Annotated in this window: 45 protein-coding genes; 40 read left to right on the plus strand and 5 right to left on the minus strand. The window is 68.6% G+C overall.

All coding sequences use genetic code 11. The features are described 5' to 3' along the window. From DEIPI_RS29765 to rplQ, 31 genes are all read left to right on the plus strand, one after another. A partial coding sequence (locus DEIPI_RS29765) for an EF-Tu C-terminal domain-related protein (protein WP_045233959.1) occupies positions 1 to 781 on the plus strand: 781 nt, incomplete at its 5' end. Next, the gene (gene rpsJ / locus DEIPI_RS0108780; RefSeq protein ID WP_027481527.1) at positions 781 to 1,104 is read left to right on the plus strand and encodes a 30S ribosomal protein S10; all 324 of its coding nucleotides are present in this window, start codon (positions 781 to 783) and stop codon (positions 1,102 to 1,104) included. The genes DEIPI_RS29765 and rpsJ, both read left to right, overlap by 1 nt. Further along, positions 1,101 to 1,721, plus strand: a complete 621-nt coding sequence (gene rplC / locus DEIPI_RS0108785; protein WP_027481528.1) for a 50S ribosomal protein L3 — start codon at positions 1,101 to 1,103, stop codon at positions 1,719 to 1,721. Before rpsJ ends, rplC begins: the two co-directional genes overlap by 4 nt. After that, complete coding sequence (gene rplD / locus DEIPI_RS0108790) at positions 1,721 to 2,344, plus strand: 50S ribosomal protein L4 (protein WP_027481529.1); 624 nt, start codon at positions 1,721 to 1,723, stop codon at positions 2,342 to 2,344. The genes rplC and rplD overlap by 1 nt, the downstream gene beginning before the upstream one ends. Beyond that, on the plus strand, positions 2,341 to 2,628 hold the full coding sequence (locus DEIPI_RS0108795) for a 50S ribosomal protein L23 (protein WP_027481530.1): 288 nt from the start codon (positions 2,341 to 2,343) through the stop codon (positions 2,626 to 2,628). The genes rplD and DEIPI_RS0108795 overlap by 4 nt, the downstream gene beginning before the upstream one ends. A 14-nt stretch (positions 2,629 to 2,642) precedes the next feature. Further along, a complete protein-coding gene (gene rplB / locus DEIPI_RS0108800) occupies positions 2,643 to 3,476 on the plus strand; it encodes a 50S ribosomal protein L2 (protein ID WP_027481531.1) in 834 nt (277 codons plus the stop codon). A gap of 11 nt (positions 3,477 to 3,487) precedes the next feature. Continuing rightward, positions 3,488 to 3,775, plus strand: a complete 288-nt coding sequence (gene rpsS, locus DEIPI_RS0108805; protein WP_027481532.1) for a 30S ribosomal protein S19 — start codon at positions 3,488 to 3,490, stop codon at positions 3,773 to 3,775. Further along, positions 3,775 to 4,113: a 50S ribosomal protein L22 gene (gene rplV / locus DEIPI_RS0108810; RefSeq protein WP_027481533.1), complete on the plus strand. Its 339-nt coding sequence runs from the start codon at positions 3,775 to 3,777 to the stop codon at positions 4,111 to 4,113. The genes rpsS and rplV overlap by 1 nt, the downstream gene beginning before the upstream one ends. Beyond that, positions 4,106 to 4,849, plus strand: coding sequence for a 30S ribosomal protein S3 (gene rpsC, locus DEIPI_RS0108815; protein WP_027481534.1), 744 nt, complete (start codon positions 4,106 to 4,108; stop codon positions 4,847 to 4,849). Before rplV ends, rpsC begins: the two co-directional genes overlap by 8 nt. Further along, on the plus strand, positions 4,849 to 5,274 hold the full coding sequence (gene rplP, locus DEIPI_RS0108820) for a 50S ribosomal protein L16 (protein ID WP_027481535.1): 426 nt from the start codon (positions 4,849 to 4,851) through the stop codon (positions 5,272 to 5,274). The genes rpsC and rplP overlap by 1 nt, the downstream gene beginning before the upstream one ends. Beyond that, positions 5,261 to 5,464 (plus strand): 50S ribosomal protein L29, encoded by a 204-nt coding sequence (gene rpmC, locus DEIPI_RS0108825; RefSeq protein WP_027481536.1) that lies wholly within the window; start codon positions 5,261 to 5,263, stop codon positions 5,462 to 5,464. Before rplP ends, rpmC begins: the two co-directional genes overlap by 14 nt. After that, a complete protein-coding gene (rpsQ, locus tag DEIPI_RS0108830) occupies positions 5,464 to 5,757 on the plus strand; it encodes a 30S ribosomal protein S17 (RefSeq protein ID WP_027481537.1) in 294 nt (97 codons plus the stop codon). The genes rpmC and rpsQ overlap by 1 nt, the downstream gene beginning before the upstream one ends. Continuing rightward, positions 5,754 to 6,158 carry a 50S ribosomal protein L14 gene (rplN, locus tag DEIPI_RS0108835; RefSeq protein WP_027481538.1) on the plus strand — a complete coding sequence of 135 codons (405 nt, stop codon included), beginning with the start codon at positions 5,754 to 5,756 and terminating at the stop codon, positions 6,156 to 6,158. Before rpsQ ends, rplN begins: the two co-directional genes overlap by 4 nt. After that, positions 6,158 to 6,502, plus strand: coding sequence for a 50S ribosomal protein L24 (gene rplX / locus DEIPI_RS0108840; protein WP_027481539.1), 345 nt, complete (start codon positions 6,158 to 6,160; stop codon positions 6,500 to 6,502). Before rplN ends, rplX begins: the two co-directional genes overlap by 1 nt. Before the next feature lie 40 nt (positions 6,503 to 6,542). Beyond that, on the plus strand, positions 6,543 to 7,079 hold the full coding sequence (gene rplE, locus DEIPI_RS0108845; protein WP_027481540.1) for a 50S ribosomal protein L5: 537 nt from the start codon (positions 6,543 to 6,545) through the stop codon (positions 7,077 to 7,079). A 31-nt stretch (positions 7,080 to 7,110) separates the two neighbouring features. Next, positions 7,111 to 7,380: a 30S ribosomal protein S14 gene (rpsN, locus tag DEIPI_RS0108850; protein WP_027481541.1), complete on the plus strand. Its 270-nt coding sequence runs from the start codon at positions 7,111 to 7,113 to the stop codon at positions 7,378 to 7,380. 154 nt (positions 7,381 to 7,534) lie between these two features. Next, positions 7,535 to 7,936: a 30S ribosomal protein S8 gene (gene rpsH, locus DEIPI_RS0108855; RefSeq protein WP_027481542.1), complete on the plus strand. Its 402-nt coding sequence runs from the start codon at positions 7,535 to 7,537 to the stop codon at positions 7,934 to 7,936. 9 nt (positions 7,937 to 7,945) lie between these two features. Continuing rightward, the gene (rplF, locus tag DEIPI_RS0108860; protein WP_027481543.1) at positions 7,946 to 8,503 is read left to right on the plus strand and encodes a 50S ribosomal protein L6; all 558 of its coding nucleotides are present in this window, start codon (positions 7,946 to 7,948) and stop codon (positions 8,501 to 8,503) included. Next, the gene (rplR, locus tag DEIPI_RS0108865; protein WP_027481544.1) at positions 8,503 to 8,832 is read left to right on the plus strand and encodes a 50S ribosomal protein L18; all 330 of its coding nucleotides are present in this window, start codon (positions 8,503 to 8,505) and stop codon (positions 8,830 to 8,832) included. The genes rplF and rplR overlap by 1 nt, the downstream gene beginning before the upstream one ends. Next, the gene (rpsE, locus tag DEIPI_RS0108870) at positions 8,822 to 9,322 is read left to right on the plus strand and encodes a 30S ribosomal protein S5 (RefSeq protein ID WP_027481545.1); all 501 of its coding nucleotides are present in this window, start codon (positions 8,822 to 8,824) and stop codon (positions 9,320 to 9,322) included. Before rplR ends, rpsE begins: the two co-directional genes overlap by 11 nt. Continuing rightward, complete coding sequence (gene rpmD, locus DEIPI_RS0108875; RefSeq protein WP_027481546.1) at positions 9,319 to 9,486, plus strand: 50S ribosomal protein L30; 168 nt, start codon at positions 9,319 to 9,321, stop codon at positions 9,484 to 9,486. Before rpsE ends, rpmD begins: the two co-directional genes overlap by 4 nt. Further along, positions 9,483 to 9,950 (plus strand): 50S ribosomal protein L15, encoded by a 468-nt coding sequence (gene rplO, locus DEIPI_RS0108880; protein WP_027481547.1) that lies wholly within the window; start codon positions 9,483 to 9,485, stop codon positions 9,948 to 9,950. The genes rpmD and rplO overlap by 4 nt, the downstream gene beginning before the upstream one ends. Beyond that, positions 9,951 to 11,261 (plus strand): preprotein translocase subunit SecY, encoded by a 1,311-nt coding sequence (secY, locus tag DEIPI_RS0108885; RefSeq protein ID WP_027481548.1) that lies wholly within the window; start codon positions 9,951 to 9,953, stop codon positions 11,259 to 11,261. Positions 11,262 to 11,263: 2 nt separating this feature from the next. Next, a complete protein-coding gene (locus DEIPI_RS0108890) occupies positions 11,264 to 11,833 on the plus strand; it encodes an adenylate kinase (RefSeq protein WP_027481549.1) in 570 nt (189 codons plus the stop codon). 72 nt (positions 11,834 to 11,905) lie between these two features. Beyond that, complete coding sequence (gene infA, locus DEIPI_RS0108895) at positions 11,906 to 12,160, plus strand: translation initiation factor IF-1 (protein ID WP_027481550.1); 255 nt, start codon at positions 11,906 to 11,908, stop codon at positions 12,158 to 12,160. A gap of 212 nt (positions 12,161 to 12,372) precedes the next feature. Continuing rightward, a complete protein-coding gene (rpmJ, locus tag DEIPI_RS36515) occupies positions 12,373 to 12,486 on the plus strand; it encodes a 50S ribosomal protein L36 (RefSeq protein WP_084474111.1) in 114 nt (37 codons plus the stop codon). Positions 12,487 to 12,490: 4 nt separating this feature from the next. Beyond that, on the plus strand, positions 12,491 to 12,871 hold the full coding sequence (gene rpsM / locus DEIPI_RS0108900; RefSeq protein ID WP_027481551.1) for a 30S ribosomal protein S13: 381 nt from the start codon (positions 12,491 to 12,493) through the stop codon (positions 12,869 to 12,871). Continuing rightward, the gene (rpsK, locus tag DEIPI_RS0108905; RefSeq protein ID WP_027481552.1) at positions 12,871 to 13,263 is read left to right on the plus strand and encodes a 30S ribosomal protein S11; all 393 of its coding nucleotides are present in this window, start codon (positions 12,871 to 12,873) and stop codon (positions 13,261 to 13,263) included. Before rpsM ends, rpsK begins: the two co-directional genes overlap by 1 nt. 11 nt (positions 13,264 to 13,274) lie before the next feature. Then, entirely contained in the window at positions 13,275 to 13,892 is a 618-nt protein-coding gene (rpsD, locus tag DEIPI_RS0108910; RefSeq protein ID WP_027481553.1) for a 30S ribosomal protein S4, read from the plus strand. Positions 13,893 to 13,911: 19 nt separating this feature from the next. Then, on the plus strand, positions 13,912 to 14,916 hold the full coding sequence (locus tag DEIPI_RS0108915; RefSeq protein ID WP_027481554.1) for a DNA-directed RNA polymerase subunit alpha: 1,005 nt from the start codon (positions 13,912 to 13,914) through the stop codon (positions 14,914 to 14,916). A gap of 56 nt (positions 14,917 to 14,972) precedes the next feature. Beyond that, the gene (gene rplQ, locus DEIPI_RS0108920; RefSeq protein WP_027481555.1) at positions 14,973 to 15,323 is read left to right on the plus strand and encodes a 50S ribosomal protein L17; all 351 of its coding nucleotides are present in this window, start codon (positions 14,973 to 14,975) and stop codon (positions 15,321 to 15,323) included. A gap of 141 nt (positions 15,324 to 15,464) precedes the next feature. Here the strand turns inward: rplQ and DEIPI_RS0108925 are convergent, their stop codons facing one another. From DEIPI_RS0108925 to purB, 4 genes are all read right to left on the minus strand, one after another. Beyond that, positions 15,465 to 16,541, minus strand: a complete 1,077-nt coding sequence (locus DEIPI_RS0108925) for a type IV pilus twitching motility protein PilT (protein WP_027481556.1) — start codon at positions 16,539 to 16,541, stop codon at positions 15,465 to 15,467. Then, the gene (gene panC, locus DEIPI_RS0108930; RefSeq protein ID WP_027481557.1) at positions 16,538 to 17,428 is read right to left on the minus strand and encodes a pantoate--beta-alanine ligase; all 891 of its coding nucleotides are present in this window, start codon (positions 17,426 to 17,428) and stop codon (positions 16,538 to 16,540) included. Before panC ends, DEIPI_RS0108925 begins: the two co-directional genes overlap by 4 nt. Positions 17,429 to 17,492: 64 nt before the next feature. Beyond that, positions 17,493 to 17,858 (minus strand): phage holin family protein, encoded by a 366-nt coding sequence (locus tag DEIPI_RS0108935; protein WP_027481558.1) that lies wholly within the window; start codon positions 17,856 to 17,858, stop codon positions 17,493 to 17,495. A 67-nt stretch (positions 17,859 to 17,925) separates the two neighbouring features. Further along, a complete protein-coding gene (gene purB, locus DEIPI_RS0108940; protein WP_027481559.1) occupies positions 17,926 to 19,230 on the minus strand; it encodes an adenylosuccinate lyase in 1,305 nt (434 codons plus the stop codon). A gap of 44 nt (positions 19,231 to 19,274) precedes the next feature. Between purB and DEIPI_RS0108945 the strand changes: the two genes are divergently transcribed. The 4 genes from DEIPI_RS0108945 to DEIPI_RS0108960 all read left to right on the plus strand — a co-directional run bounded on the left by DEIPI_RS0108945 (position 19,275) and on the right by DEIPI_RS0108960 (position 22,013). Beyond that, positions 19,275 to 20,048 carry an inositol monophosphatase family protein gene (locus DEIPI_RS0108945; protein WP_027481560.1) on the plus strand — a complete coding sequence of 258 codons (774 nt, stop codon included), beginning with the start codon at positions 19,275 to 19,277 and terminating at the stop codon, positions 20,046 to 20,048. 7 nt (positions 20,049 to 20,055) lie between these two features. Then, a complete protein-coding gene (locus tag DEIPI_RS37585; protein ID WP_157463562.1) occupies positions 20,056 to 20,226 on the plus strand; it encodes a hypothetical protein in 171 nt (56 codons plus the stop codon). A 33-nt stretch (positions 20,227 to 20,259) separates the two neighbouring features. Continuing rightward, entirely contained in the window at positions 20,260 to 21,153 is an 894-nt protein-coding gene (locus DEIPI_RS0108955; RefSeq protein ID WP_027481561.1) for a histone deacetylase family protein, read from the plus strand. Between the two features lie 233 nt (positions 21,154 to 21,386). Beyond that, on the plus strand, positions 21,387 to 22,013 hold the full coding sequence (locus DEIPI_RS0108960; RefSeq protein WP_027481562.1) for a cyclic nucleotide-binding domain-containing protein: 627 nt from the start codon (positions 21,387 to 21,389) through the stop codon (positions 22,011 to 22,013). Positions 22,014 to 22,086: 73 nt separating this feature from the next. Here DEIPI_RS0108960 and DEIPI_RS0108965 read toward each other — a convergent pair whose 3' ends face one another. Continuing rightward, a complete protein-coding gene (locus DEIPI_RS0108965) occupies positions 22,087 to 23,091 on the minus strand; it encodes a DHH family phosphoesterase (protein WP_027481563.1) in 1,005 nt (334 codons plus the stop codon). A 73-nt stretch (positions 23,092 to 23,164) separates the two neighbouring features. On the opposite strand from DEIPI_RS0108965, the gene DEIPI_RS0108970 reads away from it, so the two are divergent. From DEIPI_RS0108970 to DEIPI_RS0108990, 5 genes are all read left to right on the plus strand, one after another. Next, positions 23,165 to 23,842, plus strand: coding sequence for a hypothetical protein (locus tag DEIPI_RS0108970; protein WP_027481564.1), 678 nt, complete (start codon positions 23,165 to 23,167; stop codon positions 23,840 to 23,842). Then, complete coding sequence (locus tag DEIPI_RS0108975) at positions 23,839 to 24,477, plus strand: HAD family hydrolase (RefSeq protein WP_027481565.1); 639 nt, start codon at positions 23,839 to 23,841, stop codon at positions 24,475 to 24,477. Before DEIPI_RS0108970 ends, DEIPI_RS0108975 begins: the two co-directional genes overlap by 4 nt. Continuing rightward, positions 24,474 to 24,818: a DUF3208 domain-containing protein gene (locus DEIPI_RS0108980; RefSeq protein ID WP_027481566.1), complete on the plus strand. Its 345-nt coding sequence runs from the start codon at positions 24,474 to 24,476 to the stop codon at positions 24,816 to 24,818. The genes DEIPI_RS0108975 and DEIPI_RS0108980 overlap by 4 nt, the downstream gene beginning before the upstream one ends. A gap of 70 nt (positions 24,819 to 24,888) precedes the next feature. Continuing rightward, positions 24,889 to 25,086, plus strand: coding sequence for a hypothetical protein (locus DEIPI_RS0108985; protein WP_027481567.1), 198 nt, complete (start codon positions 24,889 to 24,891; stop codon positions 25,084 to 25,086). Continuing rightward, positions 25,083 to 25,634 (plus strand): DJ-1/PfpI family protein, encoded by a 552-nt coding sequence (locus tag DEIPI_RS0108990; protein WP_027481568.1) that lies wholly within the window; start codon positions 25,083 to 25,085, stop codon positions 25,632 to 25,634. The genes DEIPI_RS0108985 and DEIPI_RS0108990 overlap by 4 nt, the downstream gene beginning before the upstream one ends. Positions 25,635 to 25,654: the final 20 nt, after the last annotated feature.

The following is a 25,654-nucleotide window of genomic DNA, read 5'->3' on the forward strand; positions in this document are numbered from 1 at the left end:
ACTCCTCGAACTCGTCGAGATGGAAGTCCGCGAACTGCTCGGCCGCTACGAATTCCCCGGTGACGACGTGCCGATCATCCGCGGCAGCGCGCTGCAGGCCCTCGAAGCCCTGCAGGGCAACCCCAAGACCCAGCGTGGCGAGAACCCCTGGGTGGACAAGATCTGGGAACTGCTCGACGCGATCGACGCATACATCCCCACCCCCGAACGCGCCACCGACAAGCCCTTCCTGATGCCCGTCGAGGACGTCTTCACCATCACCGGGCGCGGCACCGTCGCGACCGGACGCGTGGAGCGCGGCATCGTCAAGATCCAGGACGACGTCGAAATCGTCGGACTGTCGGACACCCGCAAGACGATCGTCACGGGCATCGAAATGCACCGCAAGCTGCTCGACCAGGGCATGGCGGGCGACAACGTGGGCGTGCTGCTGCGCGGCGTGGCCCGCGACGACATCGAACGCGGTCAGGTGCTGGCCAAGCCCGGGAGCATCACCCCGCACACCAAGTTCGAGGCGAGCGTGTACGTGCTCTCGAAGGACGAGGGTGGCCGTCACAGCGCGTTCTTCGGCGGGTACCGTCCGCAGTTCTACTTCCGCACGACGGACGTGACGGGCGTGGTGGAACTTCCGGCGGGCGTGGAGATGGTGATGCCGGGGGACAACATCTCGTTCACGGTGGAACTGATCAAGCCGATCGCGATGGAGGAAGGCCTGCGCTTCGCCATCCGCGAGGGTGGCCGTACCGTCGGCGCCGGCGTCGTCACCAAGGTGCTCCAGTAATGGTCGCGCCCAAGATCCGCATCAAGCTGCGCGGCTTCGATCACAAGGCCCTCGACCAGAGCGCCAGCAAGATCGTCGACACCGTGCGCCGCACCGGCGCGACCGTCTTCGGTCCCGTGCCGCTGCCCACCCGCATCCGCCGCTTCACCGTGCTCCGCGGGCCGTTCAAGCACAAGGACAGCCGCGAGCACTTCGAGCTGCGCACGCACAACCGCCTCGTGGACATCGAGAACCCCACGAAGAAGACCATCGACAGCCTCATGACCCTCGACCTGCCCACGGGCGTGGACATCGAGATCAAGACCGTCGGGGGCCGCGCGTGAAGGGCATCCTCGGCACCAAGGTCGGCATGACCCAGATCTGGAAGGGCGACAAGGCCGTTCCCGTGACGGTCGTGCTCGCGGGGCCCTGCCCCGTCGTGCAGCGCAAGACCATCGCCACCGACGGCTACGAGGCCGTGCAGGTCGGCTACCTTCCCAAGGCCGAGAAGCGCATCAACAAGCCCGAGCTCGGTCACCTCAAGAAGTTCGGCGCCAGCGGCGTCCGCTACCTCCGCGAGTTCCGTGGCTTCGCCCCCGAGGGCGACGCCGTCACCGTCGACATCTTCGCCGAGGGCGAGAAGATCGACGTGACCGGCACCAGCAAGGGTAAGGGCACGCAGGGCGTCATGAAGCGCTGGAACTTCGCTGGCGGTCCCGCCAGCCACGGTTCCAAGAAGTGGCACCGCCGCCCCGGCTCGATCGGCCAGCGCAAGACGCCCGGCCGCGTGTACAAGGGCAAGCGCATGGCGGGCCGCATGGGCAACGAGCGCATCACCGTGCAGAACCTCGAAGTCGTCGAGATTCGCGCCGACGAGAACCTCATCCTCGTCAAGGGCGCCATCCCCGGCCACAACGGGAGTCTCGTGGTGCTGCGTCAGACCGTCAAGGGAGGCAAGTAATGGCCCAGATCAACGTTGTGGGCAAGAACGGTGGTCGCACCATCGACCTCGATCTGCCTGAAGTGAACGTCGGCCTCCTCCACGACGTGGTGACGTGGCAGCTCGCCAAGCGCCGTCAGGGCAGCGCGAGCACCAAGACCCGCGCCGAGGTGAGCCGCACCAGCAAGAAGATGTACAGCCAGAAGGGCACGGGCAACGCCCGTCACGGCAACCGCGCGGCCCCGATCTTCGTGGGCGGCGGCGTGGCCTTCGGCCCCAAGCCCCGCAGCTACGGCTACACCCTTCCCAAGAAGGTGCGTCAGCTCGGCCTCGCGATGGCCCTCGCGGACCGTCACGCCACCGGCAAGCTCGTCGCGGTCGACGGCTTCACCAACGGTGACGCGGCGCTCGACGGCAAGACCAAGAGCTTCCTGAGCTGGGCGGGCCAGAACGGCCTCGACGGCAGCGAGCGCGTGCTCCTGATCACCGACGACGAGAACGCCCGTCGCGGCGCGCGCAACCTCCCGTGGGTCACCGCGCTCCCCGTCGCCGGTCTCAACGTGTACGACATCCTGCGCCACGACCGCCTCGTCATCGACGCGAACGTCCTGGAGCCCGCCCAGTCCGAGGAGGTGGCCGAATGAGCTTCTACGACATCATCAAGACGCCGGTCATTTCCGAGAAGGCCTACGCGGGCATGGAGCGCGGCGCCTACTCCTTCTGGGTCGACCCGAAGGCGAACAAGACGCAGATCAAGAACGCCATCCAGCAGGCCTTCGGCGTGCGCGTCGTCAAGGTCAACACCATGAACGTCGAGGGGAAGCGCAAGCGCGTCGGCAAGTTCGAAGGCCACCGCGTGGACCGCAAGAAGGCCATCGTTCAGCTCGCCGAAGGCCAGAAGATCGAAGCCCTCGAGGGTCTGGTCTAAGGGAGAACTGAACCATGGCACTGAAGAAGTACCGTCCCTACACGCCCTCGCGGCGTCAGATGACCACGGCCGACTTCTCGGGACTCACCAAGAAGCGCCCCGAGAAGGCGCTCACCGAGGCCCTCCCGAAGTCCGGTGGTCGTAACAACCGTGGCCGCATCACCAGCCGCTTCATCGGCGGTGGCCACAAGCGCCTCTACCGCATCATCGACTTCAAGCGCCGTGACAAGGCGGGCGTGCCCGCGAAGGTCACCGCCGTGGAGTACGACCCCAACCGCAGCGCCCGCATCGCCCTCCTGGCGTACGCGGACGGCGAGAAGCGCTACGTCCTCGCGCCCGAAGGCCTCGTCGTCGGCGCGACCGTCGTGAGCGGCCCCGAGGCGGAGCCCAAGGTCGGCAACGCGCTGCCCCTGCGCTTCATCCCCGTCGGCGCGGTCGTCCACGCCGTGGAGCTCGTGCCCGGCAAGGGCGCCCAGATCGCCCGCTCGGCCGGCACCAGCATCCAGCTGCAGGGCAAGGAAGGCGACTACGTCGTCCTGCGCCTCCCCAGCGGTGAGCTGCGCCGCGTGCACACCGAGTGCTACGCGACGATCGGCAGCGTCGGCAACGCCGAGCACAAGAACGTCGTTCTCGGCAAGGCCGGCCGCAGCCGCTGGCTCGGCCGCAAGCCGCACCAGCGCGGCAGCGCGATGAACCCCGTCGACCACCCGCACGGTGGTGGTGAGGGCCGCACCGGTATCGGCCGCGTCCCCGTCAGCCCGTGGGGCCAGCCCGCCAAGGGCTTCAAGACCCGCAAGAAGCGCAAGGTCTCCGACAAGTTCATCATCACCCGCCGCGGTGGGAAGTAAGGAGGGAGCGCATGCCCCGTAGCCTCAAAAAGGGCCCGTTCGTGGACGAGCACCTCCTCGTGAAGGTGGACGCCCTCAACGACCGTAACGACAAGCGCGTCATCAAGACCTGGAGCCGCCGCTCCACGATCGTGCCCGAGATGATCGGACACACCATCGCGGTCTACAACGGCAAGCAGCACGTGCCGGTGTTCGTCAACGAACAGATGATCGGCCACAAGCTCGGCGAGTTCTCGCCCACCCGCAACTACCGCGGGCACGGTGCGGACAAGAACGCCAAGGGGAGCAAGAAGAAGTAATGCAGGCCAAAGCGATTGCCAAGTACATCCGCATCGCGCCCCGCAAGGTCCGCCTTGTGGTCGACGTGATCCGCGGCAAGAACGTGCGTGACGCCGAGGACCTCCTTCGCTTCATCCCCCGCGGGGCGAGCGAGCCGGTCACCAAGGTGCTCAAGAGCGCCAAGGCCAACGCCGTCAACAACCACGACATGATCGAGGACCGGCTCTACGTCGCGCAGGCGTTCGTCGACGCGGGCCCGACCCTCAAGCGCATCCTCCCGCGTGCCCGTGGCCGTGGCGACATCATCAAGAAGCGCTCGAGCCACATCACGATCATCCTGGAGGAGCGCAATGGGTAACAAGATCAACCCCACCGGCTTCCGCCTCGGCATCACCAAGGGCTGGAACAGCCGCTGGTACGCCAGCAAGAAGAACTACGGCAAGCTCCTGCTCGAGGACGAGCGCATCCGCAACCTCGTCGAGAAGGAACTCAAGGCCGCCGGGATCGCACGCATCGAGATCGAGCGCGCGGGCCAGCAGGTGAACGTGATCATCAGCGCGGCCAAGCCGGGCATCGTGATCGGCAAGGGCGGCGAGAGCATCAAGCGCCTGCGCCAGGACATCGAGCGCGTCGTGTCGGCCGGGACGGTCGCCGTGAACGTCGCCGAGATCCCCAACCCCAACACCAGCGCGCCCCTCGTGGCCCTGCGCGTCGCGGAGCAGATCGAGCGCCGCTTCGCCTTCCGCCGCGCCATGAAGCAGGCCGCGCAGCGCGTCATGGAGTCCGGCGCGCGTGGCGTGAAGGTCATCCTGTCCGGCCGCCTCGGTGGCGCCGAGCAGGCCCGCACGGAGAAGGTGCTCGAGGGCCGTGTGCCCCTGCACACCCTCCGCGCCGACCTCGACTACGGCACCGCCCTCGCCCGCACCACCTACGGTGTCATCGGCGTGAAGGTGCTCGTGTTCAACGGCGAGGTCATCGGTGGCAAGACCGAGACCGTCGTCCGTCCGCCCCGTCAGGATCGCCCCCGCCAGGGCGAGGGTGACCGCCCCAACCGCCGCCGCCCCAGCGCGCGCCGCCGTACAGGAGGCGAGTGATGCTTCTTCCCAAGCGCACCAAGTACCGCAAGATGTTCCGTGGCCGCATGACCGGCGACGCCAAGGGCGGCGACTACGTGGCCTTCGGCGACTTCGGTCTCGTCGCGATGGAGCCCGCCTGGATCCGCAGCAACCAGATCGAGGCGTGCCGTATCGTCATGAGCCGTCACTTCCGCCGCGGCGGCAAGATCTACATCCGGATCTTCCCCGACAAGCCCATCACCAAGAAGCCCGCCGAAACCCGAATGGGTAAGGGTAAGGGTGCGGTAGAATACTGGGTCTCGGTCGTGAAGCCCGGCCGAGTGATGTTCGAGGTGTCCGGCGTCACCGAGGAGCAGGCCAAGGAAGCCTTCCGCCTCGCCGGTCACAAGCTGCCCATCAAGACGAAGATGGTCAAGCGCGAGGTCTACGATGAAGCCCAGTGAAATGCGTAACCTGCAGGCCGGCGACTTCGCCAAGGAAGTCGCGGCCCGCAAGAAGGAACTGATGGAGCTGCGCTTCCAGGGTGCGGTCGGTCAGCTCGCCAACCCCGCCCGGATCCGTACCCTCAAGCGCGAGATCGCCCAGCTGCTCACCATCCAGACGGAGAAGCAGCGCCAGGAGGCTGATCAGTAATGCCCAAGAAGACCCTCATCGGGGTCGTCGTGAGCGACAAGGCCGACAAGACGGTGTCCGTCAAGGTCGAGCGTCGCTTCATGCACCCCCTCTACGGCAAGGTCGTGACGCGTTCCAAGAAGTACGCGGCCCACGACGAGGACAACCAGTTCCGCATCGGTGACCGCGTCGAGATTCTCTCGGTCCGCCCGATCAGCAAGACGAAGGCCTGGAAGGTCACGCGTCTGCTCGAGCGCGCCCGAGGCATCGAGGGCGGCATCGCCGACGCTCCCCTCGGAGGTGAGCAGGCATGATCATGCCCCAGACTCGACTCGACGTCGCCGACAACAGCGGCGCCCGCGAGCTCATGTGCATCCGCGTCCTCAACAGCGGCATCGGCGGCAAGGGCCTCACGACCGGCGGCGGCGGCAACAAGCGCTACGCCCACGTCGGTGACATCATCGTCGCCAGCGTGAAGGAAGCGGCGCCCCGCGGCACCGTCAAGGCCGGCGACGTCGTCAAGGCCGTCGTGGTCCGCACCACGAAGGACATCCAGCGCGCCGACGGCAGCACCATCCGCTTCGACCGCAACGCCGCCGTCATCATCAACAACCAGGGCGAGCCGCGCGGCACGCGCGTCTTCGGGCCGGTCGCCCGCGAACTTCGCGATCGCCGCTTCATGAAGATCATCTCGCTGGCCCCGGAGGTGCTCTAATGGCGAACGCGCAGCAGGCGAAGCGCCCCACCAAGCTTCACGTCAAGAAGGGTGACACCGTCATCGTGACGCGCGGCAAGCACAAGGGCGCGACCGGCAAGGTCGTGCTCGCGCTGCCCGCCGAGCAGAAGGTCGTCGTCGAAGGCGTGAACATCGTCAAGAAGCACGTCAAGCCCTCCGCGACCAACCCCCAGGGTGGCATCGAGGAGCGCGAGGCGGCGCTGCAGGCCAGCAAGGTGTCGCTCGTCGACCCCGAGACCGGCAAGGCCACCCGCACCCGCAAGCAGATCGTCGACGGCAAGAAGGTCCGCGTCGCGGTCAAGAGCGGCAAGGTCGTCGACTAAACGACCTGGGCGACCACGACCGCCCGAACCGAGGTAATCCATGGGACTCAAGCAGAAGTACACCGACGAGGTTCGCCAGCAGCTGATGCAGCAGTTCGGCTACAGCAGCATCATGGCGGTGCCCCGCATCGAGAAGGTCGTCATCAACCAGGGCGTCGGCGCCGCGAAGGATGACAGCAAGGCGATGGACAAGGCCGTGCGCGAGCTCAGCCTCATCAGCCTGCAGAAGCCCATCATCACGAAGGCGAAGAAGAGCATCTCGAACTTCAAGCTTCGTCAGGGCATGCCGATCGGCGTGAAGGTCACGCTGCGCAAGGAGCGCATGTACACCTTCCTCGACAAGCTGATCAACGTCGGTCTGCCCCGCATCCGCGACTTCCGCGGGATCAGCCCGAACAGCTTCGACGGCCGCGGCAACTACAACCTCGGCGTCCGTGAGCAGCTGATCTTCCCGGAGATCACCTATGATATGGTGGACGCTGTTCGCGGCATGGACGTCACGATCGTGACGACCGCCAAGACCGACGAGGAAGCGCGCGCCCTTCTGGCCGCTCTCGGCTTCCCCTTCCGCAAGTAAGAATCTCTCCTGACGGAGAGAAAGGAGCCTCATGGCGAAGAAGAGCAAGATTGCCCGTCAGAAGCAGCGCGAGCAGCTCGTCGAGAAGTACGCGGCGAAGCGCGAGGCGATGAAGGCCGCCGGTGACTACCAGGGCCTGGCGACCCTTCCGCGCAACGCGTCCCCGACGCGTCTTCACAACCGCTGCGAACTGACCGGCCGTCCCCGCGGCTACATCCGCTTCTTCGGCGTCTCCCGCATCGTCCTGCGCGAAAAGGTGCACAAGGGCGAGCTGCCGGGCGTCAAGAAGAGCAGCTGGTAAGCGCCCCCGGATACGAACCACCGGCATTCGGTGGTGATCGTCCGACGGGATTCCCTACAAGACGAGAAGTCTCAAGAGCTCTCAGGGGGAGATCCGCGAGAACGCGAATCTCCCCACCCAGCCGGAACGATGGACGTTCCGTGCGGAGGAAGCAATGCTGAGCGATCCCATTGCCGATATGCTGACGCGCATCCGTAACGCGACGCGCGTCTACAAGGACAGCGTGGACGTGCCGGCCTCGAAGTTCAAGGAGGAGCTCGCGAAGCTCCTCGTGAACGAGGGGTACATCGCGTCCGTCGAGCGTGTGCGTGACGAAGGCGCCAAGTTCGACGTCCTGCGCCTCGGTCTCAAGTACGGCCCCAAGCGTGAGCAGGTCATCAAGCACATCGAGCGCGTCTCGCGCCCCGGTCGCCGTGCGTACGTCGGCCGCGACACCCTGCCCCGCATCCACAAAGGCCTCGGCCTCGCCGTCGTCTCGACTTCCCGTGGCCTGATGGCCGACCGCGAGGCCCGCCGGGCCGGCGTCGGTGGCGAAGTCATCTGCATCGTCTGGTAAGGAGGCGACATGTCCCGCATCGGTAAGCAACCCATTGCCGTCCCGAGTGGCGTCACCGCCACCATCGAGAAGGGCATCTTCAAGGTCAAGGGCCCGAAGGGCGAACTCCAGGTTCCCTTCAACCCTGCCCTCGAAGTGAAGCAGGAAGACAACAACATCACCGTCGCGCGTCCCACGGACCGTCCCGAGCACCGCTCGCTGCACGGCCTGACCCGCACCCTCATCGCGAACGCCGTCAAGGGCGTCAGCGACGGCTACACCATCAACCTCGAGCTCAAGGGCGTCGGTTACCGCGCCCGCCTCAACGGCCGCGTGCTCGAACTGACGATCGGCTACAGCCACCCCGTCGTGCTCGACCCGCCCGCCGGCGTGAGCTTCGTCGTGCCGGAGCCCACCCGCATCGACGTGACCGGCATCGACAAGCAGCTCGTCGGTCAGGTCGCCGCGAACCTTCGCAAGGTCCGCAAGCCCGACGCCTACCACGGCAAGGGTGTGCGCTTCGTCGGTGAGAAGATCGCCCTCAAGCCCGGCAAGGCTGGCGCCACCGGCGGGAAAGGGAAGAAGTAATGTCCGAGCTTCGCCGCAAGCTGCGTAACCGCAGCAAGGTGCGCTCCGCCGCCGGCGGTCGTCCGCGCCTCAGCATCTACCGCAGCAGCAAGTACATCTACGCCCAGATCATCGACGACGCTTCCGGCACGACCCTCGTGGCCGCCGGCGGCAAGAAGATCGCCGAGGGCAACAAGTCCGACAGCGCCGCCGCCGTCGGCCGCGCGCTCGCCGAGGCTGCGCTGGCCAAGGGTGTCAAGCAGGTCGTGTTCGATCGTGGCTCCTACAAGTACCACGGTCGCGTGAAGGCGCTGGCGGACGCCGCGCGGGAGGGTGGCCTTGACTTTTAACCGTCGTAACGACCGCGAGCGCGAGAACAGCGAGTTCGAGGAGAAGATGATCTCCATCAACCGCACCGCCAAGACCTACCAGGGTGGGCGCCGGTTCCGCTTCGCGGCCCTCGTGATCATCGGCGACCGCAACGGTCGCGTCGGCATGGGCATCGGCAAGGCCAAGGAAGTTCCCGTGGCCATCGAGAAGGCGAAGTCGATCGCCCGCAAGAACCTGATCACCGTGCCCGTCGAGAACGGCACGATCCCCCACGACATCGTGGGTCAGAGCACCACCAGCCGCGTGCTCCTGAAGCCCGCGGGCCCCGGTACGGGCGTCATCGCGGGCACCGTGCCCCGCTCCATCGCGGAACTCGCCGGCATCACCAACATGCTCTCCAAGGAGCTCGGAAGCCGGAACCAGATCAACGTGGCGTACGCCGTGTTCGACGGGCTGAAGTCCCTGCGGACGGCGGGCCAGGTGAAGGCCCTCAGGGAGGGAAACCAGTGAAGGTCACGCTCAAGCGCAGCCTGATCGGCCGCCAGAAGGACCAGGTCGCGACCGCCAAGGCGCTCGGTCTCAAGAAGATCGGTGACAGCATCGAGGTCATCGACCAGCCCGCGCAGCGCGGCATGGTCGAGAAAATCAAGCACCTGCTGGAGGTGTCGGAGTGAAGCTCAACGAACTCAAGCCGCACGCCGGTTCGCGCAAGAACCGCAAGCGCGTCGGCCGTGGTCCCGGCGGCACCGACAAGACGGCGGGTCGCGGGCACAAGGGCCAGAAGGCCCGCAGCGGCGCCGGCAAGGGCCAGTTCTTCGAGGGCGGGCGCAGCACCCTGATCTCCCGCCTGCCGAAGCGCGGCTTCAACCACGTGGGCACGGTCTACGAGATCGTGAACCTCGCGCAGCTCGAGATCTTCGAGCCGGGCGCGACGGTGGACCGCACGGCCCTCGTCGAGGCGGGCTTCGTGCGCCGCAAGGACCGTCCCGTGAAGCTCCTCGGGCGTGGTGAGGTCAAGCAGGCCCTCACCCTGCACGTGGACGCGGCCAGCGAGAAGGCCGTGCAGGCGATCCAGGCGGCGGGCGGCTCGGTCGTCCTTCCCACGGTCGCGGGCACCGACGAGCAGAAGGAAGGCTAAATGCTCCGGGCCTTCCGCGACGCGTTCCGGATTCCCGAACTGCAGCGGAAGATTCTGTTCACCGTGCTGCTCCTGGCGATCTACCGCCTCGGCAACACGATCCCGACGCCCGGGATCAGCCCGCAGGGCCTGGGGGAGACCACGAACAGTGGTCTCCTTGGTCTTATCGGGCTGGTCTCGGGCGGGAATCTTCAGCAGTTCAGCATTTTCGCGCTCGGCGTGCTGCCCTACATCACGGCGAGCATCGTCATCCAGCTGCTCACGACGGCCGTCCCGACCCTGGAGAAGCTCTCCAAGGAAGGCGAGGAGGGCCGCAAGAAGATCAACCAGTACACGCGCTACTCGGCGATCGCGCTCGGTACCGTCCAGGCGACGATCTTCTCGCTGTACGTGGTGAACAGCCTGCCACAGGCGCTCGCTCCCGGCTACGATCCGGGCTTCGCGACGATCCTGATCATGGTGCTGACGCAGGTGGCCGGCATCGCGTTCACGATGTGGCTCGGTGAGCGCATCAGCGAGATCGGCATCGGCAACGGCATCAGCCTCATCATCTTCGCGGGCATCGCGGCGCGCTTCCCCTCGGAGATCAGCGCGACGGCGCAGCTCGCGCGCGAGGGTGCCATCTCGGCGCTCGGCATCGTCGGTTTCATCGCGATCGTCCTCCTGGTGATCGCGGGCATCGTGTTCATCTACCAGGCGGAACGCCGCGTGCCGGTGCAGTACGCCCGTAAGCAGGTCGCGGGTCGCGCCGCGACGGGCGGTCAGCAGACCTACCTGCCGATCAAGGTGAACCAGGCGGGTGTCATCCCGGTGATCTTCGCCTCGGCGATCTTCACCCTGCCGCAGATCCTGCAGTCCACCCTGCAGAACCGCGCGCCCGACGTGGCGGCGTTCATCTCGCGTTACCTCGCGCTGGGCACGCCGACCGGCCTCGTGCTGGAGGTGCTGCTGATCTTCGGGTTCACGTACCTGTACAACAGCGTGCAGTTCGACCCGAAGCGCGTCGCGGAGAACCTCCGCGAGGCGGGCGGCTTCATTCCGGGTGTCCGGCCGGGCGCCCCGACGGCGGAGCACCTGGGGTTCATCTCCAGCCGCATCACCTTGTGGGGCGCGCTGTTCCTCGCGATCCTCGTGATCACGCCGCAGATCACGCGCAGCGTCACGGGCATCCAGAGCTTCCAGTTCTCCGGCACGAGCCTGCTGATCGTGGTGGGCGTCGCGCTCGACACCCTCAAGCAGCTCGAGGCGCAGCTGACGGTGCGCCGCTACGACGGCTTCATCTCGAAGGGCCGCCTGCGGGGTCGTCTGTGAGCCTGCGCGAAGGCCGCAGCGCCGTCGTGATCTTCCTCGGCCCTCCCGGGGCGGGGAAGGGCACGCAGGCGGAGCGGCTCGCGCGGGAGCACGACCTCGTCAAGATCTCCACGGGCGACATCCTGCGTGACCACGTGGCGCGCGGGACGGAGCTCGGGGAGCGCGTCAGGCCCATTCTGGACGCCGGCCAGCTCGTGCCGGACGACATCCTGATCGCGCTGATCCGTGATCGCCTGAGCAGCATGGAGCGCGTGCGCGTCATCTTCGACGGCTTTCCGCGCACGGTCGCGCAGGCCCGCGCGCTCGACGTGCTGCTCGAGGAGCTCGCGGCGCCCATCGTGGGCGTGCCGCTCCTCGAGGTGCCGGACGAGGAACTGATCCGCCGCATCGTGGAGCGTGGTCAGGCGTCGGGCCGTTCGGACGACAACGAGCACGTGGCGCGCGAGCGTCAGCGGGTCTACCGTGAGCAGACCCAGCCCCTCATCGACTACTACGGTGGTCGCGTGCGGCGCGTCGACGGGATCGGCGTCCTGGACGACGTGTACGGTCGGATCGTCGCGTCGGTGCAGTAACTTCACCCAATCTTGCCTGAACGCATCAGGCGTGTTAGCATAACGTTTGGCTTTGACGAGCCTGGAGGCCGAGTGGCGAAACGAAACTTTCGGGAGCAGCGGGAAAGCAAGCGCAAGGACTCAGACACGGTACGTGCGGAAGGCGTCGTTTTGGAGGCGCTGCCCAACACCACCTTCAAGGTGCAGCTCGACACCGGTCACGAACTCCTGGCGTACATCTCCGGCAAGATGCGCATTCACTACATCCGAATCCTGCCCGGAGACCGCGTGGTCCTCGAAATCTCGCCCTATGACACGTCACGCGGGCGAATTGTCTACCGCAAGTAAGCCCAACGCCCGGGACGCCCGCCACGCGGGTGCCCGGGCAGGCGAGTGAAACGCAGGGCGTCACGAGCAACCCCATATGGTGCTTCCGGGCACCTCATCCCCTGGATGACGGCCCGTAGCAACAGATTCCCCAACCGGGGGGTCGAGCGCTGCTCAGCCGAGGAGCAGGGTCGAGAGGCCCACCGCGAGCAACGGCGGCGCGAGGAGGAAGAATGAAAGTTCGGAGCAGTGTCAAGAAGATCTGCGACAAGTGCAAGATCATTCGTCGCCACGGTCGCGTTCTCGTGATTTGCGAGAACGTGAAGCACAAGCAGCGGCAGGGGTGAGCTGATGGCACGTATTGCTGGAGTTGACCTCCCCCGCGAGAAGCGCGTCGAGATCGCGCTCACGTACATCTACGGCATCGGCCTGACCCGCGCCAAGGAAATCCTGGAGCGCACGGGCGTCAACCCCGACACCCGCGTCAAGGCCCTCACCGAGACCGAGCAGGCCACCCTCCGCGAGGCCGTCGAGAAGACCTACAAGGTCGAAGGCGACCTGCGCAGCGAGATCGGCCAGAACATCAAGCGCCTCATGGACATCGGCGCGTACCGCGGCCTGCGTCACCGCCGCGGCCTGCCCGTCCGTGGTCAGCGCACCAAGACCAACGCCCGCACCCGCAAAGGTCCCCGCAAGACCGTGGCCGGCAAGAAGAAGGCGACGAGGAAGTAATGGCCAAGCAGCAGCAGAAGGGCAAGACGCGCCGCGTCCGCCGCAACATCTCCGCGGGCCGCGCCTACATCCACGCGTCTTACAACAACACCATCGTCACGATCACCGACCTCGAAGGTAACAGCGTCGCGTGGTCGAGCGGCGGCACCATCGGCTACAAGGGCAGCAAGAAGGGCACGCCGTACGCGGCGCAGCTCGCTGCGGCCGACGCCGTCAAGAAGGCCCAGAGCTTCGGCATGGGCATCGTGGACGTGATCGTGCGTGGCACGGGTTCCGGCCGCGAGCAGGCGATCCGCGCCATCCAGGCCAGCGGCATCGACGTCAAGTCCATCATGGACGACACCCCCGTGCCGCACAACGGCTGCCGCCCCGCCAAGAAGAACCGGGCCTGAGGTAACTGAGAATGGGTCGTTTTCGTGGTTCCATTACCAAGCTGAGCCGTCGCGAGGGCATCAACCTCGCCGAGACGGAGAAGGTGCAGAAGTACCTCGACCGCCGTCCCTACGGACCCGGTCAGCACGGCCAGCGCCGTGCCGGTCGCCCCAGCGACTACAAGGTGCGTCTGCGTGAGAAGCAGAAGCTCGCGCGTCTCTACGGCGTCGCCGAGAAGCAGTTCCGCAAGCTGTTCGACGAGGCCGCCAACGTCCCCGGCGTGACCGGCACCGTGTTCCTCCAGCTGCTCGAGCGTCGCCTCGACAACGTGGTGTTCCGCCTCGGTCTCGCGGCCACGCGCCGCCAGGCCCGTCAGTTCGTCGGTCACGGGCACATCCTCGTGAACGGCAAGCGCGTGGACGTCGCCAGCTACCGCGTCCGCATCGGCGACGAGATCAGCGTCGCCCCGGCCGCCCGTTCGATGGGCTTCGTTCTCGAGAACGTCGAGCAGACCAAGCGCCGTCGTGGCAGCCCCTGGCTGACGTTCAACCCCGAGACGATGAGCGGCACCTTCGTGCGCCTCCCCGCGCGCGAGGACCTCGCCCTGCCCATCAACGAAAACTTCATCATCGAGTTCTACTCGCGCTAAACACTGAGAGAGGTGTGCGTTGGACACCAAGCGACCGCAGCTCAAGGCCCGCGTCGACGGGAATTACGGCGAGTTCACGCTCGAGCCGCTCAAACGCGGCTACGGCGTGACGATCGGGAACCCCCTGCGCCGGATTCTGCTTTCCTCGATTCCCGGGACCGCCGTCACGAGCGTCTACATCGAGGACGTGCTGCACGAGTTCTCGACCATCCCTGGGGTCAAAGAGGACGTCATCAAGATCATCCTCAACCTCAAGGAACTGGTAGTGAAGTTCCACGCGCCCGGCCCGAAGACGCTCACGCTGCGGGCGCAGGGTGAAGCGGGCGGGAAGGTCGTGCGCGCCGGGGACTTTGAAGTGCCCAGCGACGCGGAGATCGTCAACCCCGACCTCGTGATCGCCAACCTCGCCGAGGACGGTCGTCTGGTCATGGAAGTGCGCGTGGAGCAGGGCGAGGGCTACGTCCCCGCCGACAAGCACGCCACCAAGGACCGGATCAACTCCATCCCCGTGGACGCCGTGTTCACGCCCGTCCGCCGCGTGGCCTACCACGTGGAGAACACCCGCGTGGGCCAGCAGACCGACCTCGACCGCCTCATCCTGCGGATCTGGACGGACGGCAGCACCGACCCCCAGAGCGCCCTCGACTCCGCCGTGGACCTGCTCCGCGACGAGCTGAGCGTCTTCGGGAACGTCGAGACCGTCTCGATCACGGAGCGCGCGCCGGAAACGGTGCCCGCGATGGATCAGCCGGTCAGCACGGGCGCCGGGAACGCGGGCGCCTCCGTCCCGACCACCATCGATCCCGGCTACACGCCGCCCAGCGACGCCCCCAAGGTCACGCTGGAAGGCCTGGGCCTCACGACCCGCGTGCTGCACTCCCTCAAGGAGGAAGGCATCGACAGCGTGGACGCCCTGTGCGCCCTGTCCGACCGTGACCTCAAGAAGGTCCCCGGGATCGGCGAGCGCTCGCTGGACGAGATCAAGGCTCAGCTCGCGCAGTTCGGGCTGAACCTCCGAGACTAAGACACCCCGGGCGCGCGGGAGGACCCGCGCGCCCGTAGAGAAGCAAGGAGAACTTCATGCGTCACGGGAAGGCCGGCCGTAAACTCGGCCGCAACAGCGGCTCCCGCCTCGCGCTTTCGCGCGCGCAGGCGACGGCGCTGCTGCGTGAAGGGCGCATCCAGACCACGGTCGCCAAGGCCAAGGAACTGCGTCCCTTCGTCGAACAGATCATCACCGCCGCCAAGGAGGACACGCTGCACGCGCGCCGCAACGTCCTCCGCGACATCCAGGACCGCGAGGTCGTGAGCAAGCTCTTCACGGAGATCGCTCCGAAGTACGCCGAGCGTCCCGGTGGCTACACGCGCGTCCTGCGCGTCGGCGTCCGCCGCGGCGACGCGGCGCCCATCGCGCTCATCGAACTGGTGTAAGGAAAGCAGTCAGCTGACAGCCGTCAGCGATCAGCAGGGGCGGGCACTCCGGTGCCCGCCCCTGCCCTTTGGATCAGGACACGAAAGCGGGGACGCACGTGGCGTCCCCTGCTTTTCCTGACGGCTGACGACTGACCGCTCCTACAGCGTGACGCCCTGACGGGTGATCATCAGCCTGACCTCGTGCGGGCTGGTGGCGTGTTCGAGCGCCTCGTCGAGCGTGATGAACTGCTTGCGGTAGAGCTCGACGAGGTGCTGATCGAAGGTGTGCATGCCGCGCATGTTGTCCTCGATGAGGGCGTCCTTGATCAGCGGGGTCTTGTCCTCGTCCTTGATGTAGTCCTTGATCAGCGGCGTGTTGATCAGCAGCTCGTGCCCGAGGACGCGGCCCGTGCCGTCCGAGCGGCGCAGCAGGCGCTGGCTGACGATGCCGATGAGCGAGTCGGCGAGCATGATGCGGATCTGGTCGCGCTCGTGCGGCTGGAAGAAGTCGATGATGCGGTTCACGCTGCGCACCGCGTCGTTCGTGTGCAGCGTCGACATGACGAGGTGACCGGTCTGCGCGGCCGTGAGGGCCGCCTCCACGGTCTCCTGGTCACGCATCTCGCCGATCATGATGACGTCCGGATCCTGGCGCATCGCGTACTTCAGGGCGGTGCGGAAGTCGCGCGTGTCGTTGCCGATCTCGCGCTGCACCACGATGGAGCGCTTGTTCTTGTGCAGGATCTCGATGGGATCCTCGATGGTGATGACGTTGAGGGCGTAGCTGCGGTTGATGTGATCCACGATGCTCGCGAGCGTGGTGGACTTGCCGGAGCCGGTGGGGCCCGTCACGAGGATCAGGCCGCGCCCGGTGGACGCGAACTGCTGCATGACGTCCACGGGCAGGCCGAGCGCCTCGAAGGACGGGATGACGTCCCCGACGACGCGCATCACCACGCCGACCGCGCCGCGCTGCCGGAACACGTTGCAGCGGAAGCGGCCCACACCCGGCAGGGAGTACGCGCAGTCGAGCTCGTTGCGGTACTCGAAGTCCTCCCACTGGTCGGCGCTGAGCAGGGAGCGCGCGAGGGCGGCGGTGTCGGCGGGCATGAGGACGCCCTCCCCGAAGGGGATCAGGACGCCGTCCACGCGGCCCGTGGGGGGACTGCCGGCCTGCAGGTGGACGTCGGACACCCGTTTGGCGACCATGGCGCGCAGCAGTTCGTCGAGGGTCATGCGGTTCCTCCTGGTTGGCGGGTCGGGAGGCCGGAGGCTCCCTGGGGCTCGGGGACGAGGGGCATGTTGTCGATGAGGCGGACGCCGAACAGCCGGGCCGCCACGAGCAGACGCGCGGACGCGGGATCGGTGACGGCGTCGAGGGGCGTGAGGTCGAGCGCGTCGACGAGCGCGAGGTAGTCGAGCTGCACCTCGCGTTCCGTCGCGAGGACCTCGCGGGCCGCTCCGAGGATGGACTCGGCGCGGCCCGCGCCGCGCGCGTGCGCGTCCTGCGCGGCGCGCAGGGCGCGGGCGAGGACCGCCGCGCGCGTCTGCTGCTCTCCCGTGAGGTAGCTGTTGCGGCTCGACCGCGCCAGGCCGCTCTCCTCCCTGACGGTGGGGCACCCGACGATCTCGACGGGGACGTTCAGGTCACGGACGACGCGGCGCACCACGGCGAGCTGCTGCCAGTCCTTCTCGCCGAAGTACGCCCGGGTGGGCGAGACGAGGTTGAGGAGCTTGAGCACGACCGTCGCGACGCCCGAGAAGTGACCGGGCCGCGAGGCGCCCTCCAGGCCCTCGCTGGGCCCGCCGACCTCCACGCGGGTGGCGAAGCCCGCCGGGTAGAGCGCCTCCGGGTGGGGGACGAACAGCAGGTCCGCGCCCGCGCCCGCGGCGACGCGGCGGTCGCGGTCGAGGTCGCGGGGGTAGCGGGCGAGGTCCTCGCCGGGACCGAACTGCAACGGGTTGACGAAGACGCTGACGACGACGCGGTCGTTCTCGGCGCGGGCGCGCGCGACGAGGCTGGCGTGGCCGTCGTGCAGGTAGCCCATGGTGGGGACGAAGCCGACCGATCCGGCGCCGCGAAGGGCGGCGCGCAGGTCGCTCGGGGACTCGATGAGTTCCATGTGAAGACAGTCTACTCGTGGTGTTCGCGCCCTTGTGTGAGCTTTCCGGAAGCGCCCGGCGCGCTCAGGCGGCTCGGCGCTCGACGCGGTGCAGCACGAGGTCGAGCAGCCAGCTCACGACCGCGAGGACGAGCGCGCCCACCAGCGCGCCCGTGAAGCCCGACACGGCGAGGCTCGTGAGGGACGCGACGATCCACAGCACCACCCCGTTGATCACCAGGGTGAACAGACCCAGCGTCAGGATCGTCGCGGGCAGCGAGAACAGCAGCAGCACGGGCCGGATGAGGGCGTTCACGATGCCCAGCACGAGACCCGCGACGAGCGCGTCCCAGGCGGTGCCGCCGTTCTCGAAGCGGACGCCGGAGTACACCAGCGTCGTGATCCACAGGGCGAGGGCGTTCACGACGATCTTGATGAGGATGGAGCGCATGAGCCCAGCGTACCCAAGACGAGGGCGGCGGCCCACCCCGCGCCGGGGTGGGCCGCCGCGCCGTGACTCAGAGACCGAAGCGGGCGTACACGTGCCCGATCTCGCGCAGGTACCACTGCAGGTCGAAGGCCGCGTCGAGCTCCGCCGGGCCCAGGGGCATCTCGGGATCGGCGCGCAGCAGGTCGCGCAGGCCCTCGCCCGTCTCCCAGGACCGCAGGCTGGCGCGCTGCACGATCGCGTAGGCGTCCTCGCGCGTGAGGCCGTGATCGATGAGCTGGTGCAGCACCCGCTGGCTGAACACGAGCCCGCCGAGCCCGTCGAGGTTGTCCATCATGCGCTGGGGGAACACCACGAGGTCGCGCAGGACGCCCGTGAGGCGGCGCGTGGCGTAGCTCGCGGCGGCGGTCGCGTCGGGCAGGATGACGCGCTCCGCGCTGGAGTGGCTGATGTCGCGCTCGTGCCAGAGGGCCACGTTCTCCAGGCCCGTCACGAGGAAGCCGCGCAGGAGCCTCGCGAGCCCCGTGACGTTCTCCGTGAGGATCGGGTTCTTCTTGTGCGGCATGCTGCTGCTGCCCTTCTGGCCCTTGCCGAAGGGTTCCATCGCCTCGCGGACCTCGGTGCGCTGCAGGTGACGGATCTCCACGGCGATCTTCTCCAGGGTCGTGCCGAGGATCGCGAGGGCCGCGAGGACCTCCGCGTGCCGGTCGCGCGCGAGCGTCTGGTTCGTGACGGGCGCCGCCTGCCAGCCCCACGACGCCGCCACGCGCTCCTCCACCTGCGGGCTCACGTGCGCGTACGTGCCGACGCTGCCGGAGAGCATCACGACGCGCACGCGCGCGCGGGCGGCGGCGAGGCGCTCCAGGTCACGGTCGAGGGTGGCCATCCAGTTGAGGAACTTCAGGCCGAAGGTCATGGGTTCGGCGTGGATGCCGTGCGTGCGTCCGATGGTGGGCGTGTCGCGGTAGCGCACGGCCTGCTCGCGGCACACGTCGCGCAGGGCGCTGACGTCGGCGGCGACGAGCCCGAGCGCCTCGTCGAGCAGCAGGTTCTGCGCGGTGTCCACGACGTCGGTGGAGGTGAGGCCGTGGTGGACGAAGCGGGCGTACTCCCCGTAGCGTTCGCTCAGCGCGGTCGTGAAGGCGACGATGTCGTGCCGGGTGACCTCCTCGATCTCGGCGACGCGGGCGGCGAAGGCCTCGTCGAGGGGGTCGTGCGTGGTGCGCGCGACGAGGTCGTCGTGCGCCTCGCGGGGCACCTCGCCGAGCGCGGCCTGCGCGTCCATCGCGGCGAGCTCGACGCGCAGCCACGCGCGGTAACGGTTGGCCTCGCTCCAGAGGGCCTTCATGTCCTTCGTCATGTAGCGGTCGATCACGTCCCCAAGACTAACGCGTGCGTGGCGGGACGTACGATGGGCGGATGAACGACCTGACCGAACTTCTGGAGGTGGCGGTCCGCGCGGCGCACGTGGCGGGCCGCCTGCACCTCGACCACAAGGACCGCGCCTTCGAGGTGCGCAGCAAGTCCGCGCCGGGCGACCTCGTGACGGAGGTGGATTCCCTCGCGGAGGCCGCGATCCGCGAGGTGATCGCCGGGGCCTACCCACATCACGCGGTGCTCGGCGAGGAGGGCGGACGCTCGGGTGACGCCGAGGAGGAGTGGATCGTCGATCCCCTGGACGGCACCGTGAACTACGCGCACGGCTTCCCGGTGAGCTGCGTGTCCATCGGGTTCCAGCGGGCAGGGGAGAGGCTGGTGGGCGCGGTGTTCGACCCGAACAGGAACGAGCTCTTCACCGCCACGAGAGGCGGCGGGGCCTTCCTCAACGGGCGTGCGGCGCGGGTGTCCGGGCGTGGGGCGCTCGCGGAGCCCGCGCTGCTCGCGACGGGCTTTCCGTACAACGTCTCGGAGGACGCGCGCAACCTGGAACTGCTGCGCCGCGCGCTCTCGCGTGGCCTGCCGGTGCGCAGGCCGGGCGCGGCGGCGCTGGACCTGTGCTACGTGGCGTGCGGACGGCTCGACGGGTACTGGGAGTTCGGCCTGAAGCCCTGGGACTCGGCGGCGGGCAGCGTGATCGTGGAGGAGGCGGGCGGGCGCGTCACGGACCTCGCGGGGGAGGCGACGCCGTACGCGGAGATGATCGTGGCGAGCAACGGCCACTTACATGAAGAGCTGATGAACATGCTACGGTGAGGGCACCATGGAGAAGCTGCTGCTCGCGCTGATGGTGCTCCTCAACGTCGGCGGTGTCATCACGATCATCTGGAGCATCGGTCAGGGCAGCGCGCGCTGGGTCACCGACCTCGTCACCGTCGTGCTGTTCGACGTGGTCGGCTTCTACCTGCTGCGCGTGCTCCGCGAGGACGGCTGACCCACCGGGAGCGCGCGGGCCTAGAATCCTCGCATGCCCCCGCTCCGCGCGTTCTCGCCCGCCGCGTACGTCTTCCCCCTCCCCGAGGGGCACCGCTTCCCGCAGTACAAGTACGCGGGCGTCGTGGAGCGTCTGCGTGATCGCCTCACGGTCGTGGACACGCCCGGCCTGGACTGGGCGCTCGCGGAGGAGGTCCACGACCCCGCGTGGCTGCGCCGCTGGCGCTTCGGGGACGTCACCCGCGAGGAGGTCCGCAACTTCGGCCTGCCGTGGAGCCCGGAGGTGGTGGAGCGCTCGCGCCGCGCGGCGGGCGGCACCATCGCCGCGCTCGACGACGCTTGGACGCACGGGTGGGGCATCAACCTCGCCGGGGGCACCCACCACGCCTTCCGCGACCGCGCCGAGGGCTTCTCGCTGCTCAACGACGCGGCCCTCGCGGCGCGTTACGCCCTGCACGAGGGGCTCGCGCGGCGCGTGCTGATCCTCGACCTCGACGTGCATCAGGGCAACGGGACGGCCAGCCTGCTGCGCGCCGAATCCCGCGCGTTCACCCTGAGCGTCCACGGGGAGCGCAACTACCCCTTCCGCAAGGAGGTCAGCGACCTCGACGTGGGCCTCCCGGACGGCGTGACGGACGACGAGTACCTCGAGGTGCTCGACCGTCGCGTGCGGCCCGCGCTGGAGACCTTCCGGCCCGACCTCGTGGTGTACCTCGCGGGGGTGGACGTGCTGGCGGGCGACCGCTTTGGCCGGTTCGCGCTGACGCTCGACGGCGTGGAGCGGCGCAGCGCGTGGGTGTACGGCTGGTGCCGAGCGGCGGGCGTGCCGGTGGTGAGCACCATGGCGGGCGGGTACAACCGTGACCCCGCGCTGACCGTGGAGGCTCACGCCCGCTCGGTGGAGGTGGGGCTGGACGTGTTCGCCTGACCCGTGAGGGTGAGGTGAAAGGTGCATCAAAGCCTCGACAAACCTTGTGCACTGCACGCGAAAGCGGCTCAACCAATCATGAAAGGTCTGCCCTGAGGGGGTCATATCTCACGCTGACACCGTATCCTGATGTACAGAGCGATGTAAGCGACCGCACGGCGGACTGTACAAACCTTGTACAATCCAGGTGTCAAGCAGGAACTCGCCGCCACAGCAGCGAAAGGAGCAGGACTATGACTCTGTACGCCACGGGGATCACGACCACCACCGCGACCGACACCCAGGGACGTCCACTGCGTCGAGGCGACACCCTCTACTACACCGGGGACGCCAGCACCAGCCTGTACCGCCTCGAGAGCGGCCTGCTCCGCGCCATCCGCCTCACGCCCCAGGGCCGCAACCTCACGGTCCGTCACATCGTCCCCGGCGACATCTTCGGTGAGGAAGCCCTGCACGGCATTGCCCGCAGCCACCAGGTCGTCGCCCTGACCGAGGCCGTCATCGCGCCCATCTACGCGCAGCACCTCAGCGGCGAGGACCTCTGGACCGTCACGCGCTCCCTCAGCCAGCAGCTGCAGCGCGTCATGAACGACGGCGTCCACATCCAGGACGGCGAACTGCGCGAACGCATCGCCCGCTACCTGCTCAACCTCTCCGACTCCTCGCTCGGCGGGCTCCACACCGACGGCCGCCGCTTCGTCCGCGCCACCCACGAACTCATCGCCGAGGGCACCGGCGCCACCCGTGAAAGCGTCAGCAAGCTCATCGGCGAGATGCGCGACGACGGCCTGCTCGTCCCCGCCTACCGCTGCATCACCCTCCAGAACGAACGCGAACTGCGCGCCCTGGCGGGCATTTGAAGCCCACGCGGGCAGCGCGGAACCACCAACCGAGGCCGGGAGGAACTCCTCCCGGCCTCTCACGTGGACATGCTCAGACCAGCCCGACGCGCTCCAGCTCCGCCCGCGTCGCGCGCTCCATCAGCGCCCGCGCCTCCGCGTAGGGCGCCGTCACGGTCGCGCCCGCCGCCGCCACGTGCCCGCCACCGCCGCACGCGACCGCCACGTTCTGCGCGCTCACGCGGCCCCGCGAGCGCAGCGACAGCTTCGTGCGGTCCCCGAAGTCCTTGAACAGGCAGGCCAGCTCGGTCCCCTCGGCGCCGCGGATGACGTTCACGTACGACTCCACGTCCTCCCACGCGGCGCCCGCGCGCGCCAGCATCGCCTCGTCCACGCGCGCCACGACCACCAGGCCGCCCTCCAGGAACTCCATGGAGGACAGCACCTCGCGCAGCAGCGCGTAGTACGACGGCTGCTGCTGCGACAGCATCTCGTTCATCCACGCGAGCCGCGCGCCGCGCTCCACGAGGTCGGCGGCGGCGCGCAGCACCTCCGGCGAGGTGTTCGAGAAGCGGAACGAGCCCGTGTCCGTGTTGATGCCCAGCAGCACCGGCGTCGCGAGCTCCGGCGTCCACGCCGCGCCCAGCGCGTCCACGAGGTGCATCACCATCAGGGCCGTCGCGGCCTTCGTGGGGTCCACGAGGCCCAGCGTCGCCACGCGGCGGTTCGTGCCGTGATGATCCACGTTCAGCACGTCCCCCGCGTACGCGGAGAGGTCCGCGCCGTCCACACGGCGCACGTCGTTGTTGTCCACGTCAAGCACGACCAGCAGGGCGTTCTCGGGCCACGACGCCAGACGCGGCTCGATCTCGCCGGGTTCGGGCACGAAGCGCAGGTAGCGCGGCACGTCCATGTACGTGGTCGCGTCCTTCCCGAGCGAACGCAGCGCGCGCTGCAGGCCGAGGCAGCTTCCGATGGCGTCGCCGTCGGGCTCCACGTGCGAGAGGATCACGACGGGCCCGTCGTGGTCGAGCAGACGCCGCGCAATCTGCGCGGTCAGCTCGGCGTAACGGGGTTCTGAGGAGTTCACGGCAGTCATGCCCGAAGTATAGGGCGGCCCCGCGTGTACGCCGCGTTCGTCCGGCCTCACGCGCGGGGGTATACTCGGCGTCGTGGCGCCCTCCCTCAACCTCGCGGCGCTCACCAGCGAGGAACTCACCCGCCTGCTCGGACCCGACGCGGCGCAGAAACTCCTGCCGGACCTCTCGCAGGCCCGCATGCAGGACCGGCCCTACCGCGGCCCCCAGCTGCCGCCCGACCTGCGCTTCGAACCGCAGGCGCCGCGCGAGTGGGGCGCCACCGCCGTGGAGTCCCGCCGCCTGCGCGCCCTGCGTGAAGAGTTCCAGGGCCTCGGTTACGCCGAGCACGGCGTGTACTACGTGCCCGGCCAGCTCGGCGCGCGCCACCAGCAGGCCCTCACGGGCGACGGGGACACCGCCGCCGCGCTGCGCTGGAGCGAGACGCCCGAATCCGTCAGCGAACCTCCCTTCGTGCAGCTCCTCACGCTGCTGCGCGACCGCGCCTCGGGCTTCGCCGCCGTCCTCACCACGGGCGGCCAGTACCCGCTGGTGCCCGCCCCCAGCGAGGAGGTCGCCGTGCGCGCCCTGCCCGGCGCGGGCGCCCTGGAACTGCACGGAGCGCACCGCGCGGAGGTCCTGCGGCACGGACGCGGCACGAAGCTCGTCACCTTCAACGACTGGGAGCGCGCCTGGCAGGCCCTGCGCGCCCTGAACTACGTCGCGTGGACCCGACGCGGCCTGCTGCTCGACGACGTCAAGGAGACCAGATGACCCAGCCCGAACGTTCCCGCCGTCACGTCGCCTTCGACTGGGGCGGCGTGTTCACCGTCGGCACCTTCGACGGCCGCAGCACCGCCCGCCTCGCCGAGCGGTACGGCCTCCCGGTGGAGGAGGTGCGGCGGCACTACTTCGACCTCGTCCACCACCTCGAGGTCGGCGAGTGGACCCTGCCCGCCTTCTGGGACGAGTTCTCCGGCAGGCTCGGCCTCGTCGGCGTCCCCTACGAGGACTTCGAGACGCTCTACCTCGGCAGCGTCACCCGCAACGAACCCATGTACGCGCTGCTCTCGCGCCTCCCGCTCGACGTGCGCGTCGGCCTGCTGAGCAACAACTACCCCGTCGTCAGCGACCGCCTGCGGCAGGACGCGGCCTTCGCGCGCTTCGACGCGCTCGTGTTCAGCAACGAGATCGGCCACAAGAAACCCCTGCCCCAAGCCTTCGACGCGCTCGCGGACGCCATGAAGGTGCCGCGCGAGACGGTCGCGTTCGTCGACGACGTCGAGGAGAACATCGTGGCGGCCCGCGCGGCGGGCTTCCGGGGACTGCTCTACCACCACGAGCGCCACGCCGAGTTCGAACGGGAGCTCGCCGCGTGGTTCGCGCACGCCCCCACGGAAAGCGCGTGACGCCGCAGGCGCCGGGCGCCGCCGTCCGCCTGCTGCAGGGCTACGTCTGGCACCCCAGGGAGGCCACGTACGACGCGCGCGCCTTCATCCCCGAGGAGCTCGCGGACGCGCACCTCCTCCTCGACGAGGTCACGCCGCCCTTCGCGTTCTTCGAGAACGGACAGCTCACCTCCACCCAGACCTTCTACCAGTTCACCGCGCTGCGCCTCTACGACGAGCGCCCCGACGACGCCACGCTGCACGCGCACGCCGAGCGCCTGTCGGAGGCGCTCGCGCCCCGGCTGGACGCCAGCCCGCCCGACCTGGGCTGGCAGCTCTGGGAGGACCTGCGCGACCTGTGAACTTCCGCATGGACGGCACCTGTCACCGAAAGGACAACGCGCCGCCACCGGGTGGGCGTACACTGAGCGCATGACCATGCGCTGGATCGACCTCTACTGCGGAGAGGACCCGCACCCGCGCCGCTTCGACCGGATGGACACCGTCCTGGACTACCTCCGCCGGGTCGAACGGCTCCCCGACGAGGCCGTCCGGGCCGTCGCGAACGAAGGGGAGGTGGCTCCGCCCGTCGCGCGCCGCGCCTACCGCGTCGAGCGGTACCCTACTTGACTCCGAGCGTCGCCGTCGTCGTGTTCCCCGGCGTGCTGGAACTGGAGCTCGGCGCGGCCCTCACCGTGTTCTCCCTCGCGGGCGGTGAGGGCACGGCCCGCACCGTCGCGCGCTCCCGCGCGTCCATCGTCGCGGCGGGCGGCCTCGTCACGACGCCCGAACTGATGTTCGCCGCCGTGGAACCGCCCGGCGCGGTCTTCGTGCCCGGCGGTCCCGGCGCGATGCGGGCCGCCCGCGATCCGCTCGTGCGGACCTTCCTCAAGGCGCAGCACGCGCGCGGCGCCATGATCGCCGCGACCGGCGCGGGCGTGCTCGTCCTCGGGGAGTCCGGCCTCGTCGGCGGGATGACCGTCTCCGCCCCGCGCGACCTGGAGGGCGCCCTCACCGACTACGGCGCCGCCCGCGTCGTCACCGACGACCTCTCGCAAGAGGGCGGGCTCATCACGTCCCCCGGGATGCTCGGCGCGGTGGACGCCGCGTTGCGGGTCGTCCGTCTCTGCTGGGGCGAGGAGCGCGAGGCCGAGGTGTCCGCGCGGCTCAGGGCCTGACGTGTCGCGCGCCACCCCCC

The sequence above is a fragment of the Deinococcus pimensis DSM 21231 genome (genome assembly GCF_000519345.1).
GTDB lineage: Bacteria > Deinococcota > Deinococci > Deinococcales > Deinococcaceae > Deinococcus_A > Deinococcus_A pimensis.